We start from the raw sequence: 14468 nt of genomic DNA on the forward strand, positions 1-14468 counted from the left end.
GTGAGGGAGCAGGTGGATTGGCCAGAGGCAATGTGAGTATACAATTTAGATAGGGGATGACTTATGAAAACAGGTAAACGTACTATGGTATTTGCGATGTTGATCTTGTTATCCAGCTTTTTGTACCCATTGGGCTCTGTGGGAGTGGGTGCGGCTTCGGCCGCCCCTGCTTTCGCCAAAGGAGCAGATATAAGCTGGGTCGCAGGGATGGAAGCCCAAGGTATGACCTGGAAGGATAAAAAAGGGGTTCGCCGGGATGTGCTGCAAATTTTACGGGACGATTATCAGATCAATTCGGTTCGTATTCGAGTGTGGGTAAATCCTGACATGAAGGATTATGCAAGCGGATACATGAATGCCGAGAAGGCAGCAGAACTTGCGCAGCGAGCTCAAAAGTTAGGCATGAGCGTTATGCTGACCCTGCATTATAGCGATTCATGGGCTGACCCAGGACAGCAGAATAAGCCTTACGCATGGCGCAATTTTACATTTACACAACTTATGGATGCGGTCTGGTCCCATACCGTCTATGTTATGAACACGATGAAGAGCAAGGGTGTGACACCGGATTGGGTGCAAATCGGCAATGAAACGAACAATGGCATGCTCTGGGATGACGGCAAAGCCTCAGTGAATATGAAAAACTATGCGTGGCTCGTCAATACAGGGAATAACGCTGTTAAATCCGTAAGCAGCAGCACCAAGACGATCGTACATTTAGCTAACGGGGATAACAGTTCCGTTTTGAACTGGAACATTGGTGGACTGATTGATAATGGAGCTCAGTTTGACCTTATTGGACTGTCTTTATATCCGTCTTCCTCTGACTGGCAGGGTAAGGTGGATCAGACGATTACCAATGCCAATAGCCTCATTGCGAAATATGGTAAAGGCATTGTTATCAGTGAAATCGGGATGGAATATAATGAACCTGCTGCTTCCAAGGCATTTATTTCCGCAATCAAAACGAAGGTTCGGAGTATCGGAGGCGGTAAAGGCGTGGGCGTATTTTATTGGGAGCCAGCTGCAACCCCAGGTTATAATCAAGGCTATAACAAAGGTGCTTGGCAGGCTGATGGTAAGCCAACCTCAGCGTTGGAAGGCTTTTTAAACTAAAGAACGATGTAAGAGCATATCAAAGAACCTCTAATGCGCATTCTATACAGATTAGAGGTTCTTTGTTTTATGATGATTGGGTAGTTATAATGTTTAGACTTCCCGGTTTACCTTGAAGAATGAAATAAGCTCTTCCAGCTCCCCGGACATCAATGTAAGCTTGTCCGAAGCTTGGACAATCGAAGCCATAGACTCTGTCTGTTCCCCAATGGTTTGTTCAATTTGTTTGCTGCTGTTGACTGTTTTGCTAACTGTGGAAGACAACTCGTCCGAGGTAGCTGACATTTCCTGCGTGCTGGCCGAGATTTGCTCAGTTGCACTGGATACCTCCTGGATTTGTGACGACACTTTGTTGGACGCTTCTAAAATTTCAGAGAACATTTCGCCTGTCTGCTTCGTAACTTCCAGTCCGACGTGAACTTCTTTTGTACCCAGGCTAATGCCTTTTACAGTTTGTTCAATCTCTTTTTGAATTTCTTCAATAAGCTCTGCAATTTGTTTGGCGGATTCTTGAGACTGTTCAGCCAAATTACGCACTTCTCCAGCTACTACTGCAAAACCTTTGCCTTCTTCGCCGACTCTGGCAGCTTCAATCGAAGCGTTGAGGGCAAGCAGATTCGTTTGGCTGGCAATACCGGTAATGATGCTTACAATATTACTGATTTCGTTAGAACGGTTCTGCAATGCATTAACGGAATCAACTGTACTTTCCATTGTAGTGGAGATAGAATCCATCTGAGTGGATAGCTTTTGAGCTACCTGATTGCCTTCAACGGAGCGCTTTTCCATGGAATAAGCTTGATCCGCAACAGAAGAGGAGCTTTCAGCGATGGTTTGGATCACTGTAGACATTTCATTCATAGCCCTGGAGCTTTCAAGTGCTGCGTGATCCTGAGCTTCAAGCCCCTGGGTTATTTCCCGGATATTGCTGTTAATGACGTTTGTATTCGTACTGTTTTTCTCGCTGATGCTTAACAATTCCTGGGCTGATCCCGTTACTTCTTGCGTCGTATCCTGTACTTTCACCATTGTATCGTTAAGGCGCTTGATCATAGAATTAAATTTTTGATTGATAATACCAAGGTCGTCTAGTCCTGTCTTAATTTTCACATTCAGATTACCCTCGCTGACTTCTTCAATTCCCTTCATCAAGGAACGAATTGGGGAGAGCGTGCGTTTTACCAGCAAGTATTGAATCGTCAAGAAGATAGCAAGAAACAGAATGAGCAGTGAAACACCATATACAAGCAGCTTATGAAGACCCGTAGGTACAGAGCTCGCATCTACGTCAAAGTAAATTGCACTTGTGACTTTACCACTTGCATCTGTAATCGGGTAAACAATCGTAGTCCATGTGCCATATTCGTCCGTATAAAAGCTGCTCAATGCTGATTCATTGGATTGAAGCACTTTATTTACGGCTTCTGCATTTTCGTCAGGCAGAGTGTACATATCCCCAATGTTCATCTTCGAGTCTTGGAAAGCTTGCACCAAATTAGTGGGAACGCCAATAATGGAGGTTTGATTTCCTTCTTTTAGTTCTGTCCCAAATATGTAAGCTTGGGCGACATTAGGATAAAATGTGTGAATAGAATCTAGAAATTTACGTAATTCCTGTTGAACAGAACCGTTATAATCTTTTTCGCTTAATGCTTGTTGTACTTTTGTTTTGTCAACATCTTCTGCCCATTTTTTGGTCAGCACTTTAACCTGATCTTGCAGCTGCGTGGTGAGAATGTTCTTTTGAAGTATATAGCTAGATGTGATAAGAATAGCACCTATTAATACGATGTTAAGAAAAGATATTAATAGATTTTTACCAAAAAAGGACATAGTGCTCCACTTCAAGTTTTTCACAAGTTTCTTCTCCTTTAAATTTTAATTTAATGCTACAGTACAGCTATCCCTTATATATTTCGTCAATTTCCTTTATAAATGTTAGCGAATTATTACAATTGGGATATACTTACTGGTTTCACTAAAAACAAAAGCGGCAACCCACATGCAATAAATGTAGGTCGCCGCTTGCTAGCAAGACGGGATAGCTGGTTTCAACTCAAATACAACTAAATTACTTTATTGTTTGAACAATATTTAAAAAATAAGATAAATGCGGGCGAACGAATGCCCTTAATCATTATATATAACAGTCTTTCGCTGAACGTTGAAAGCTTTCTGTCATTATACAAGTAGTGAAATGAGCAGAGGGAGCGAAATAAGCGATAATACTGAGCTTATAACAAATGCAGATGCCGCTTCTGTTTCCAGTGATTCATAGCGGGTCGCGATCATAGCGGCTACAGCAGAGCCGGGAAATGCGACAAGCAGTACGGCTTTGGTTACATCCTCAGGGGACAGTCCGATCAGAACAGCAATACCGAGCATAACCATAGGCATTACGATCGCTTTCAGCACAGCGATACTAAGTGCTTTTGGACTGAACGTAATCTTTTTAATCCCAATAGTTACCCCAATAGCAAATAGAGCCGTACCCGCAGTAATATTGCCGATTTGGTCAAACATAGATTGCAAAAGTTTCGGAGCTTGGAATCCGCATAAAGTCAATACAACACCAATCAAGGGTACGCAAGCCAGCGGTTCACTGAGTCCATGAAGGACAGATTTTATAGTGACTTTAAATAAATTGCCTTTTGTGTCGTCAGATTGTGTTGATTTGCGCTGGCCGACCGTTCCCAAAATACTTGCAAGCGGATCAAGAATCGCATTAACAACGATGCCGGTAATCGCAATAGGAATGGCGACTGCCGCACTTCCGAACAAGCTTCCCAAAACGGGAATCCCCATGAATGCAAAAGAGGGCTGTGTCGAATTCAATGCGAACATGGAGGATTCTGTCAGGCCTTTTTTTGCAATCAAGCGATATAAGATGAGCAATACAATATAAAAGCCAATCACCCCAAGCAGCAAAGCAACAAGAAAGGGCCACTTTTGGATTAATGTCTCTCTTGGTGTCGTCGTAATACCAATAAACAAGTGTGCAGGTAAAGCAAATTTGGTTACCAGTGTATTTAGTCCCTTAGAAGAAGCTGGGTTAAAGGCCTTAAAAAAACCTGCAAAATAACCAATTAAAATGACAAAGAAAATAGGAATTAAAATAATAAAGATATGACCTGTAGCCATGATGTCGCCTCCAATAAAGATGTCCGCCAAAAATGGCGGACATCAGTTAAATAATCACTTTGCTTACAGCAAGTATAAATTTTGATGTTGTTCGCTATTTTTAAACCAGAACGGCTTCCTGTCCATACTGTTTGATGGGTTTATATTTGCATTCCCACATGGATTCCCGAACCGCTTGTACGATATCATCCGGCTGATGACGCGCTACTCCATCTTGAACGGCTGCCTTGGCGACAGCCACTGCTACAGCTTCAGATACTTCTCGCAGTTCGTTGATTTTTGGCAGCAGGGAAGCACCAGGCTGTGACAAATCAACCATTTGAGCTACTGCATGGGCAGCTGCTGCAAACATACTATCTGTTATAATTTTGGATTTTACTACGATTGCTCCAAGACCAAGACCAGGGAATACAAAAGCATTGTTGGATTGCCCAATTTCAAACGTAATATTGTTGTAGATTACTGGCTCAAAAGGGCTTCCTGTTGCAATAAGCGCTTTTCCTTCAGTCCAGTGGATCAGGTCTTCAGGAGTTGCCTCCGCCAGAGGAGTCGGATTGGACATTGGCATAATAATAGGGCGTTCTGTATGCTTGGCCATCTCTTTCACGATTTCCTCACTAAATGCTCCAGTAACACCGGAAGTTCCGATCATAATCGTCGGTTTCACGCGGCGAATAACTTCAAGCAGAGGGATTTTGCCATCTTCAGCATGCTCCCAGTCACGGCATTCGGCAGCATCACGCACATAAGGGACCTGGAATGGCAAAAGTCCTTCCGTTTCATTGGTAAGCAGGCCACGGTAATCATATGCCCAGAAGTTACGTCTTGCTTCAGCTTCTGACAATCCTTCCAGCATCATGGCCGCACTAATTTGGTCTGCATTGCCGATTCCGGCAGCTCCTGGACCAAACACTAGAACCCGATGCTTGCTCAGAGGGATTCCGGACAATTGGACACCAGACATCACACCTGCAAGTGTAACTGCACCGGTACCTTGAATGTCATCATTAAACGTTAAGATATTATTTCCGTACTTATTAATAATATTCCGAGCATTGACGTTACCTAGATCTTCCCAGTGCAGCAGTGCGTTCGGGAAAGAAGAAAGTGCAGCTTGAACATAAGTATCAATAAATTGATCATATTGTTCTCCACGTACACGCTTATGACGATTCCCCATGTATAAAGGATCTTCTAACAGCTTTTCATTGTTTGTACCTGCATCCAGCACAACGGCCAGTACCCGGCTAGGATCAATACCAGCAGCGGCTGTATATACAGCAAGCTTACCAATAGAGATGTTAATACCGCCAACTCCCCAGTCCCCAATTCCCAAAATACTTTCAGAATCTGTGGCTACGATCAGATCGATATCATCAGGACCCAAGTTCAAATTTTTAAAAGCTTCTTTGATGCCAGCAAGATTATCAATAGATAGATACATACCGCCCGGTTTATGATATTCATGACTGTATTCCTGAATAGCCTGACCGACTGTTGGTGTATAGACAATCGGAAGCATCTCGCTCAAGTGCTCGGAAAGCAAACGATAATAAAGGACAGTATTCCGATTAAAAAGATCATTTAATGCAACGTTTTTACGTAAATTATCCGGTTGGCTTTGAAATTGCTCATACACCCGTTGAACCTGTTCCTCAATCGTGAGTATGGTAGGAGGAAGGAGGCCGTCAAGTCCAAGTTGCTGACGTTCTTCTAGCGTAAAAGCCACTCCTTTGTTCAGCAGTGGGTTGGCAAGAAGATCTTTTCCGGTTAATTTAGTTTCGATAGTTCCATTTTCCGTAACATGAAAAGCACGCATTTCCAATTCCTTCTTTCTAAAAAATACATTCGGTTAATCCTTGAACAATTCGTGAACAAGTATACGCCTTATTTTAAACCAAGTGAACAAGTATGTTGTGTGAAAAATGGTTATATAAGTGTTTACATAAGAAAAAATATGAAAATTAAAGCGGTTTTCAATGATTTTCAAATGAAAAATTCATTGAATTTTCATAATATTTTCGGTAAATATTCAATAAGTGTGACTTTTTTCATAGCTCTTATAATTTGATTGAATATGTATAGAGGAATAGCTTAACTTCATTTTTCTATAAATGAAGTTAAGCTATTTTTTATTATAAGGGATAATTGAGGCTTAAAATCTAAACGTTTGGTGGCTGTCTATTTAGTGGATAGTCAGATATTTAATTCTCCGATTCGGTTTACGGCTTCATTAGCGCCTGGAGCAGAGCGTTGCATCCAGCTGTTGCGCCATTTCAATTGCATGATAATGACGAGGACAAAAGCACAGAATGTGATCAGACTTAGACAGATGAAGCCAGGCATGTAAGAACCCGTTAATTTGTACAGATGGCCCAGAATAAGAGGAAGACAGTATCCGCCTATGCCACCAGCAGCCCCGACGATGCCGGTCATAAGCCCAATTTCGTTGCCGAATCGCTGCGGCACAAGCTGGAATACGGAGCCGTTGCCAGCCCCAAGGCACATCATGCCTACGAACAGCAGAACTACGACTACGGCAAGTGGTGGCAAAAATGCAATGCTGGCGAGCATCATCCCGGCCCCGGCATACAAATACATTAACATGCGAGAACCACCAATCCGGTCAGACAAAAAGCCGCCTACAGGACGAAAGAAGCTTCCGGCAATCACACAAACGGTTGCAAAATCAGCGGCATGCACCGCAGAGAGGCCGTATTGGGTATTGAAGAAAATGGTCAAATAATTAGAAAGGCCGACGAACCCACCGAACGTCACGCAATAAAAGGCACAGAACACCCAGGCATCCCTCTGTTTGAGCACTGAAGCATATTGCGCCAGACTTTTTGGTGCTGGGCGATGAGGGCTGTTGCGGGCAAAAATACTGAACAGAACAAAGACGATAAAAATTGGGATAATGGCCAATCCAAACACGACCTCCCAACTGTCAAAATGTTGGGCAATACGGTTGGCAAACAAAGTTGCGAGGACGGTCCCGCTGTTGCCGGCACCGGCAATTCCCATGGCCAGACCTTGATGCTCTTTGGGGTACCATTGGCCAGCCAATGGTAGTGCAGCTGCAAATGAGGCGCCGGCCACACCCAGAAGCAGGGCGACAGTGTACAACTGCTCCAGCGAATCAACCCACAGCCAGCCGAGCAGGAGAGGAATGATCGTGACAAGCATACCGATCTGTCCCGTGAGCTTCGGACCGATATAATCTGACATGAATCCAAGCACAAGTCGCAACAGAGAGCCGCTGAGTATCGGGAGAGCGACAAGGTTGGCTTTTTGTACAGGGTCCATTGGATAATCATTAGCAATGACAACGACCAACGGTCCAATCATCCCCCATATCATAAAGCTAATATCAAAATACAAAAAAGAGCCAAAAAGGGTGGGCTTGTGTCCGCTGTGCCAGAAACTTTTTTTCTTCATTCTCCATCTCTCCTGTTCTTATTGGGGTTTGTAGAGCTCAGGCCTTAGACTTCAGCCCTCTGCTGAACATAAAAAGCCGCAAATCGTCCCGTCATTGATATTGGGATCGTTTTGCGGCTTCATTGCCGTGTTTGACACACTTCATTGTGCATCGCTTTGGTATGATCACATGGTAGTGATTTTAATTCAAATTATAAAAAGACATTCTACTTGTGTCAATATACATAACATTAAAATTATAATAAATTAAAAAATAGGTTTAAATACAGGTTTCATGTATTGAATATTGACATAATACTCACAATTCAGTAATCTTAAGTACATATCGGTACAACGATGTGCCGACATTTACGGCAACGGTGCCCTTTTCCATCGAATGGAGAAGGGCTTTTTCTGTCTTATTTTAGGTTCAGAGAATGGGGCTGGATTAATTATGATAAAAAGACTGGTCGTCATCGGTAATGGTATGGCAGGCATCAAATGTGTTGAGGAAATTCTCAGTCTGGAGCCGGAGCGGTTCCAAATCACAATATTTGGTGCAGAGCCACGTCCCGGGTACAATCGTGTGCTCCTGTCCAAAATGCTTCAGGAGGAGAGCTCGTTCCAACATATTGTTACCCATAGCTGGGACTGGTACGAAGAAAATGGGGTAAAGTTGCAAGCCGGTGAACGTGTGTGTCGTATTGATGCAGCAACCGGTATGGTGGAAACGGAATCCGGCATTCAAGAGCCCTATGACATTCTCATACTGGCAACTGGCTCTTTGCCTTTCATACCTCCCATTCCCGGAGTCCGAAAAGAGGGAGTAATCGCTTTTCGTGATGTAAATGACTGTGAAACCATGGCCAGATATGCCAAAACGTATCGCAAGGCCACCGTCATCGGAGGAGGGCTATTGGGGCTTGAGGCTGCTCAAGGCTTGCTGAATCTAGGGATGGAAACTGACGTTGTTCATAATGCGCAGTATCTGATGAATCGTCAGCTTGACCGTACTGCGGCTGTGCTTTTACAACGGCGGTTGGAGCAGCAGGGCATGCGGTTTCATTTGGCGAAGGATACGGTCAATATTATAGGCCGCAACCGGGCACAAGGATTGATGTTTGCGGACGGGAACAGATTGGAAAGTGACTTGGTCGTGCTGGCGGTTGGTATCCGGCCCAATATCGCTTTGGCTCAGGGCAGTGGTCTGACAGTAAACCGTGCCATTGTCGTGGATGATTATATGCGCACGAATATTCCTGGTATTTACGCAGTTGGCGAATGTGCTGAGCACCGTGGAATTTCATATGGGCTGGTGGCGCCGCTATATGAGCAGGGCAAAGTGCTGGCAAAGGTGATTTGTGGTCGTGAAACGGCTCCTTATGAAGGGACGGTTCCCTATGCGCAGCTCAAGGTTGCGGGAATTCATGTGTTTTCGGCAGGAGACATTCGTGAAGAGGGAAACGAGATTGCGATCATGGAATATAACGGTATGCAGGAGATGTACAAAAAAGTGATGATGCGCGCTGGCGCTATTACTGGAGCGATTTTATTCGGCGATACGGCGGAAAGCACCTCGCTGCTTGGAATGGTTCGGCGCGGCGCGCCAACTACAGAGCTTACACCTCAGAATAACAGCAAAAGCAAAGCAGAGGATGCTGCGGAAGCATTGCCCGAAGGAGAGACGGTATGCGCATGTAACGGTGTGAGCAAGGGGGATATCTTGCGAGTGATTGCCACAGATAAGCTGAAAACAGTCGAAGAGGTGAAAAGCCGGACCAAAGCGTCCGGTTCCTGTGGTGGTTGCCGGCCGCTAGTGGCTGCACTGGTCAAAAATGGTTTGTCCCGAGCGACAGCTTCTGGACCTGTGGATACTCCGACTGCTCAAGAGGTTGTCCCTGTGTGTGGTTGTACGCATTATGATCATGATTCGCTTAAGACAGCGATGGTGGAGGCAGTTTGTCGAACTCTAGAGGAAGTAGTATCTCGTCTCGGTTGGACCAGGCAGCAGGGCTGTGAATTATGTCGTCCTGCTGTACTTTATTATCTGGAATCTCTAGGTTTGCGGAACGGATCTGCAACAAATCAACTGGGAATAGGCGTTGCGCTTCAGCCCACCGTACCATACGAAGGGGAAGCGGGTTCTGTGGGCCTGAGTTTTACAAATTTGGATGTTGAACGTAGGGATTTTGTTGATCCTGCCCCGATCGATCAGGCTTCTGGTGGAGTGATCTGGCTGAGAGAGCGGCTGGCAGCAGTATGGGGCAGTCTTTCATTACCGTCACCAGTTGCGGTTGCTGTTAGTCCGGGTTCAGAGTATCCCGATGGCGTGCTTGTTCATGACATTGGAATCTCCCGATCTCCAGCAGGTTGGGAGGTTTATGCTGGTGGCCATGCAGGACATCCGGTTCGTCAGGGGTTGCTGCTTGGATTGGAGGAGAATCCGGAAGAAGTGGTGCTGATGGTTGTAACCTGCTTGCAAATATACAGGCATAGTGCTAGGTATGGGGAGAAAATGTGGGAATGGATTGAACGGACTGGCGTCCTAGCGCTGCGGGAAAGTGTGCTCGACGTTACTCTGCGAAGTGAGCTGACCGGTAGCCTGCGGTCCACCATGCTGACAGGTTAACAGATTGTGGGAGTTGTAGTGAATGGAGAGGGAAGGTGACTTTTATGTGTCAGTCAGGAGAAAACAAACTGGAAGCCGGTCAATACGTCCTCCCTGTGGTGGAGACACAGTGCCCATTTTGCAGCGTGCAATGTAAGATGACCGTTAGTACGGAAACGGAAGCACTCGCGGGTATCGTTCGAACGGTGTATAAAGCGGAAGGGAAACCTAATGCAGCCTCACAAGGCAGGTTGTGCATCAAGGGAATGAATGCGCATCAGCATGCAACTCATGCAGAAAGGCTGACACAGCCTCTCCTGCGCAAAGAGGGCAGGCTCGTTCCTGTCCCATGGGGAGAGGCGATGGATGCTGTAACTAGCAGTTTCTCTTCGCTACTGTCCACGCAGGGTCCTGATGGAATCGGCATTTACGGCGGAGGCTCGCTATCGAATGAAACGGCTTATTTACTTGGGAAATTTGCCAGAGTGGCTATAGGTACGCGCTATATTGATTATAACGGGCGCTTCTGCATGTCGGCGGCAGCATCTGCTGGCAGCAAAGTGTTTGGTGTTGACCGCGGACTGACCTGTAGGCTGGCTGATATTCCGTTGGCTCGTTGTATTGTGCTTGCAGGCACGAATATCGCTGAATGTCAGCCGACGTTAATGCCTTATTTTCACCAAGCGAAGGAAAATGGCGCGTTTATCATCGTAATTGACCCGCGCACGACTCCCACAGCGGCAATAGCCGATCTGCACCTGCAAATCAGACCAGGTACGGATGCTGTGCTGGCCAATGCCATGCTAAAGGTCGTCGTGGATGAGGGATTGATAAATGAAGAATTTATCCGCAAGCGGACCAACGGGTATGACCAGTTGTTGACTCATTTGAATGGGGTGAATCTGAACGAATCGGCTGCGTTGTGCGGAATTGAGGCAGAAATGATCCGGCAGGCAGCACGTGCCTTCGGTGGCGTGGAGACTGGCATCGTTTTTACAGCCAGGGGTGTCGAACAGCAGACAGATGGGCATATGGCGGTGCGTGCATTTCTTAATCTCGTGCTGGCCACCGGAAAGATTGGAAGAGAAGGGTGTGGGTATGGTGCCATCACAGGTCAGGGGAACGGGCAAGGGGGGCGAGAGCACGGTCAAAAGGCTGATCAGCTTCCTGGTTACAGATCGATTGAGAATGAAGCAGACCGAGCCTATGTTGCGTCCGTGTGGGGAGTTGAACCAAGCAGCTTGCCGGGAAAAGGAGTATCGGCCTATGAAATGATGGAGCTTGTGAATCAGGGAGAAATTCAAGCGCTGTTCGTGATGGGCTCTAATCCTGTTGTGTCTAACCCGAATGCACGGTTGGTTGAGGACGCGCTGGAAAAGCTGGATTTGTTGATTGTGGCGGATATGTTTCTCACTGAAACGGCACGAATGGCCGACGTTGTTTTGCCTGTGACGTCTTATTTGGAGAATACGGGAACGATGACTAATCTGGAAGGCCGCGTTTTGCTGCGGGAAGCGGTGCGCCTTGCACCGGGCGAAGCTAGAGATGACTGGAGCATTTTATGCCAAATAGCTGCAAGGTTGAACAAGGGGAGGTACTTCGCATATAAGGATGCAGAGGATATCTTTGAAGAACTGCGTCTCGCTAGCCGAGGGGGACTTGCTGATTATTACGGGATCACTTATGACAGGCTGCGTCGCGAGGAAGGGGTGTATTGGCCATGCCCATCTATGGATGAAGCTGGTACGGATACGATGTTTCGGGAAAGTTTTGCTCTTTCCGACCGAAGGGCTGTTTTTACAGTGGTTGAAAGCTGTGGAGCAGGAGAGGAAATATCCGAGGAATATCCGCTTACTTTGACGAATGGCCGCGTGCTGGCTCACTATTTGACTGGCGCGCAAACACGCAGATGTCCTTCTCTGGCCGCGCGTGAGATTGAGAATTATGTAGAAATTCATCCGCGTACTGCGCAGCGCTGGTATATCAGGGACGGGGAGTGGGTGGAAATAACATCCCAGCGCGGCAGCTTCACCGTCCGCAGCCGGATCAGGCCACATATTCGCGAAGACACGCTTTTCGTGCCCATGCATTGGGGCGGGACGCAAAATGTAAATCGGGCGACCCGTCCAGACCTTGATCCGTTCTGCCGGATGCCCGGCTTCAAGACGGCAGCTGTATGCATCCGTCCCCTCCGCCTAGCTGTAGCTGCAACCAGTGGACATAACGGGGAGTGGTCACAGTTCTAGAACAGGAAGGTGTGAGTGCATCTTCTTTTTCCTTGCATAAAAGGCCCGCCCCCTTTGCATGAGCATGGGGGCGGACCTTTTTGAGTAGTTCAGTTTATGTCCCGATAAATGCTGGACTGTAGGAGACGAGTTTTATAAATGAAAATGGGGTTCGGATGTGTTGGCACCCGTTTTTATTTCTTTTCTCAACATAGCTTCACGCCAGCGGCAGTACAACTCCCAGGCGTTCCCGTTTTCAAGCAGCGGCTTGCAGGTGTACAAGCCTTCCTCAATGGAGTCGACCCGCCCTGCAATGAACAGTCGTACCGCGCCGTTGAGCAACACTTGATTCGAGAAGGCAGTAGGAGCTGTGCCTTGCAGCACTTCCTCTGATATGCGCAGCTGTTCAGCAGGGGTCCAGTGGTGTTCTGGTACTACCGAATCCAGCCCGTACATTTCGGGATCTATAACCTGGAGGGACACCTTACCATTAGCAAACAGGTAAGTCCGGGTCGGTCGATCGATGAACAGGTCCTCCGATCCTTCGCTCCCCTGGATGATCAAAGCCCTGCGATAATTTAGATTCTGCATGACTTTCGCCGTCTTGTCGAATACGGTGTTGTGGAAAACACCAAATACAATGTACGGGGAGGAACCATAATCAACCAGTTTCTCGGCTGTGTTCAGTACTGTGCGAAGCCCCAACTCTTCGCGAATAGACCGCAGATCCCGCAGGGGCGTGCACCATTGTTCGGAAACAACGAAAAGCACGCCTGTCTGCTTCGCAGCATGAATGGCGGTTTCGTGTGACATGTCCGCAGTCGCTACCCCCATCTCCTGCAACAAAAGTGGGAGTGTAACCCCCCATTTGGGAGGGAGGGGTGCACTCCCATGCATCGTTACAGGTAATCCGTATGAGGCAAGTAGAAAGGCAGTTGCGAAGGTAGCAATAAATGATGACTTCCTACCGTCGTACGGACCGGCGAAATCAATGCCTTCCTGCATGGGAAAGCGGTGGGAATATTTGCGACAGACATTAACGAATGCTTCCAGCTCGGCAATACTCTCCATTTTGATGCGTTCCGCGGCAAAGAAGGCACCGATTTGAGCTGGGGTTGCTGACCGGGTCATAATCAGTTCGGCGGCAGCTTCGGCTTCGGCATAGTTCAGATCACGAGCGCCTCTTTTGCCGCGCCCAACTTCTTTTAATATTTCAATGATATTCATGTTCAAGGCCCCTTTCAGATTTATGCTTTTAGCATTTGCTGTGCTTTCACAATGGAGATGGCCACATCAACGATTCGTTTGCGCTCATTCATCGCTTTTTTACGCAGCAGATCATATGCCTCCGCTTCGGGGATGCCGTTTACTTCGCCAAGTATCCCCTTCGCCATATCAATCCATTTGCGTTCTTCCAGCCGAGCGGTCAGTTGTTTGCGTTCACTTTGCCAATGCTGGCGTTCAAAAAAGCGTTTGGCGCTAAAATGAAGAGCCCAATTCAGCTCATGGGCTGCCATGGAAGGGGTTAGAATACCGTCGACAGTCACGTCTGCTTCACAAGCCTCCGTCGATGACAGCGCTGATGTCGCGCTGCACCACCAGAGCAACGGAATTGCTTTGGTTTGCTCCAACCTGCTACTCCACATGCTGATTGAGCCGACAGGTATGTTTAGTACGGCCGCATCTGCATTATGGATGAGCTGTTTGATTTCAGATTCATGGCGGCAGGGCAAAGGCAGGTATCCGTTGGATTCTAAAAGGTGCTCAGGTTCTGCCTGCCATGAGGGAATGGTGTCTGCCTGCTCGGATGCAGGGTCAGCATGTGAGTGAATTACCAACAAGGAACGCAAGCGGGCTCCTCCTCTCTTTAACATGAAGGGTAAATAAGCATGAGGATTGTATGTCTTGATAAGAAATGTAACATATAACTTGATGAGATGGGTTTTCTTTTCCATCATAAT

9 protein-coding genes are annotated in these 14468 nt (G+C 46.8%); 3 read left to right on the top strand and 6 right to left on the bottom strand.

Annotated features, from left to right (window positions below):
- Positions 1-63 precede the first annotated feature (63 nt).
- A complete protein-coding gene (locus MMB75_RS03055; protein ID WP_016822413.1) occupies positions 64-1116 on the top strand; it encodes a glycoside hydrolase family 53 protein in 1053 nt (350 codons plus the stop codon).
- Between the two features lie 93 nt (positions 1117-1209).
- Here MMB75_RS03055 and MMB75_RS03060 read toward each other — a convergent pair whose 3' ends face one another.
- The 4 genes from MMB75_RS03060 to MMB75_RS03075 form a co-directional block, all read right to left on the bottom strand.
- Positions 1210-2973, bottom strand: coding sequence for a methyl-accepting chemotaxis protein (locus MMB75_RS03060; RefSeq protein WP_019687983.1), 1764 nt, complete (start codon positions 2971-2973; stop codon positions 1210-1212).
- Positions 2974-3297: 324 nt separating this feature from the next.
- A complete protein-coding gene (locus MMB75_RS03065; protein WP_016822411.1) occupies positions 3298-4257 on the bottom strand; it encodes an AEC family transporter in 960 nt (319 codons plus the stop codon).
- Positions 4258-4357: 100 nt separating this feature from the next.
- Complete coding sequence (locus MMB75_RS03070; protein ID WP_045244409.1) at positions 4358-6076, bottom strand: NAD-dependent malic enzyme; 1719 nt, start codon at positions 6074-6076, stop codon at positions 4358-4360.
- A 377-nt stretch (positions 6077-6453) separates the two neighbouring features.
- Complete coding sequence (locus MMB75_RS03075) at positions 6454-7695, bottom strand: nitrate/nitrite transporter (RefSeq protein ID WP_045244410.1); 1242 nt, start codon at positions 7693-7695, stop codon at positions 6454-6456.
- 433 nt (positions 7696-8128) lie between these two features.
- Here MMB75_RS03075 and nirB point away from each other — a divergent pair, with 433 nt between their 5' ends.
- Entirely contained in the window at positions 8129-10303 is a 2175-nt protein-coding gene (gene nirB, locus MMB75_RS03080; RefSeq protein WP_045244411.1) for a nitrite reductase large subunit NirB, read from the top strand.
- Between the two features lie 44 nt (positions 10304-10347).
- Positions 10348-12528, top strand: coding sequence for an assimilatory nitrate reductase catalytic subunit NasC (nasC, locus tag MMB75_RS03085; protein ID WP_045244412.1), 2181 nt, complete (start codon positions 10348-10350; stop codon positions 12526-12528).
- 132 nt (positions 12529-12660) lie between these two features.
- On the opposite strand, the gene MMB75_RS03090 is transcribed toward nasC, so the two are convergent.
- A complete protein-coding gene (locus MMB75_RS03090; RefSeq protein ID WP_045244413.1) occupies positions 12661-13734 on the bottom strand; it encodes an anthranilate phosphoribosyltransferase in 1074 nt (357 codons plus the stop codon).
- Between the two features lie 20 nt (positions 13735-13754).
- Positions 13755-14357, bottom strand: coding sequence for an ANTAR domain-containing response regulator (locus MMB75_RS03095; RefSeq protein ID WP_045244414.1), 603 nt, complete (start codon positions 14355-14357; stop codon positions 13755-13757).
- Positions 14358-14468: the final 111 nt, after the last annotated feature.

Source organism: Paenibacillus sp. P2(2022) (assembly GCF_029522175.1).
In the GTDB taxonomy this organism is placed as follows: domain Bacteria; phylum Bacillota; class Bacilli; order Paenibacillales; family Paenibacillaceae; genus Paenibacillus; species Paenibacillus polymyxa.

Excerpts from the sequence above, each read along its gene's own strand:
- MMB75_RS03055 (WP_016822413.1), top strand. The coding sequence starts at position 64 with ATGAAAACAGGTAAACGTACTATGGTATTTGCGATGTTGATCTTGTTA.
- MMB75_RS03065 (WP_016822411.1), bottom strand. The coding sequence starts at position 4,257 with ATGGCTACAGGTCATATCTTTATTATTTTAATTCCTATTTTCTTTGTC.
- MMB75_RS03070 (WP_045244409.1), bottom strand. The coding sequence starts at position 6,076 with ATGCGTGCTTTTCATGTTACGGAAAATGGAACTATCGAAACTAAATTA.
- MMB75_RS03075 (WP_045244410.1), bottom strand. The coding sequence starts at position 7,695 with ATGAAGAAAAAAAGTTTCTGGCACAGCGGACACAAGCCCACCCTTTTT.
- nirB (WP_045244411.1), top strand. The coding sequence starts at position 8,129 with ATGATAAAAAGACTGGTCGTCATCGGTAATGGTATGGCAGGCATCAAA.
- nasC (WP_045244412.1), top strand. The coding sequence starts at position 10,348 with ATGTGTCAGTCAGGAGAAAACAAACTGGAAGCCGGTCAATACGTCCTC.
- MMB75_RS03090 (WP_045244413.1), bottom strand. The coding sequence starts at position 13,734 with ATGAATATCATTGAAATATTAAAAGAAGTTGGGCGCGGCAAAAGAGGC.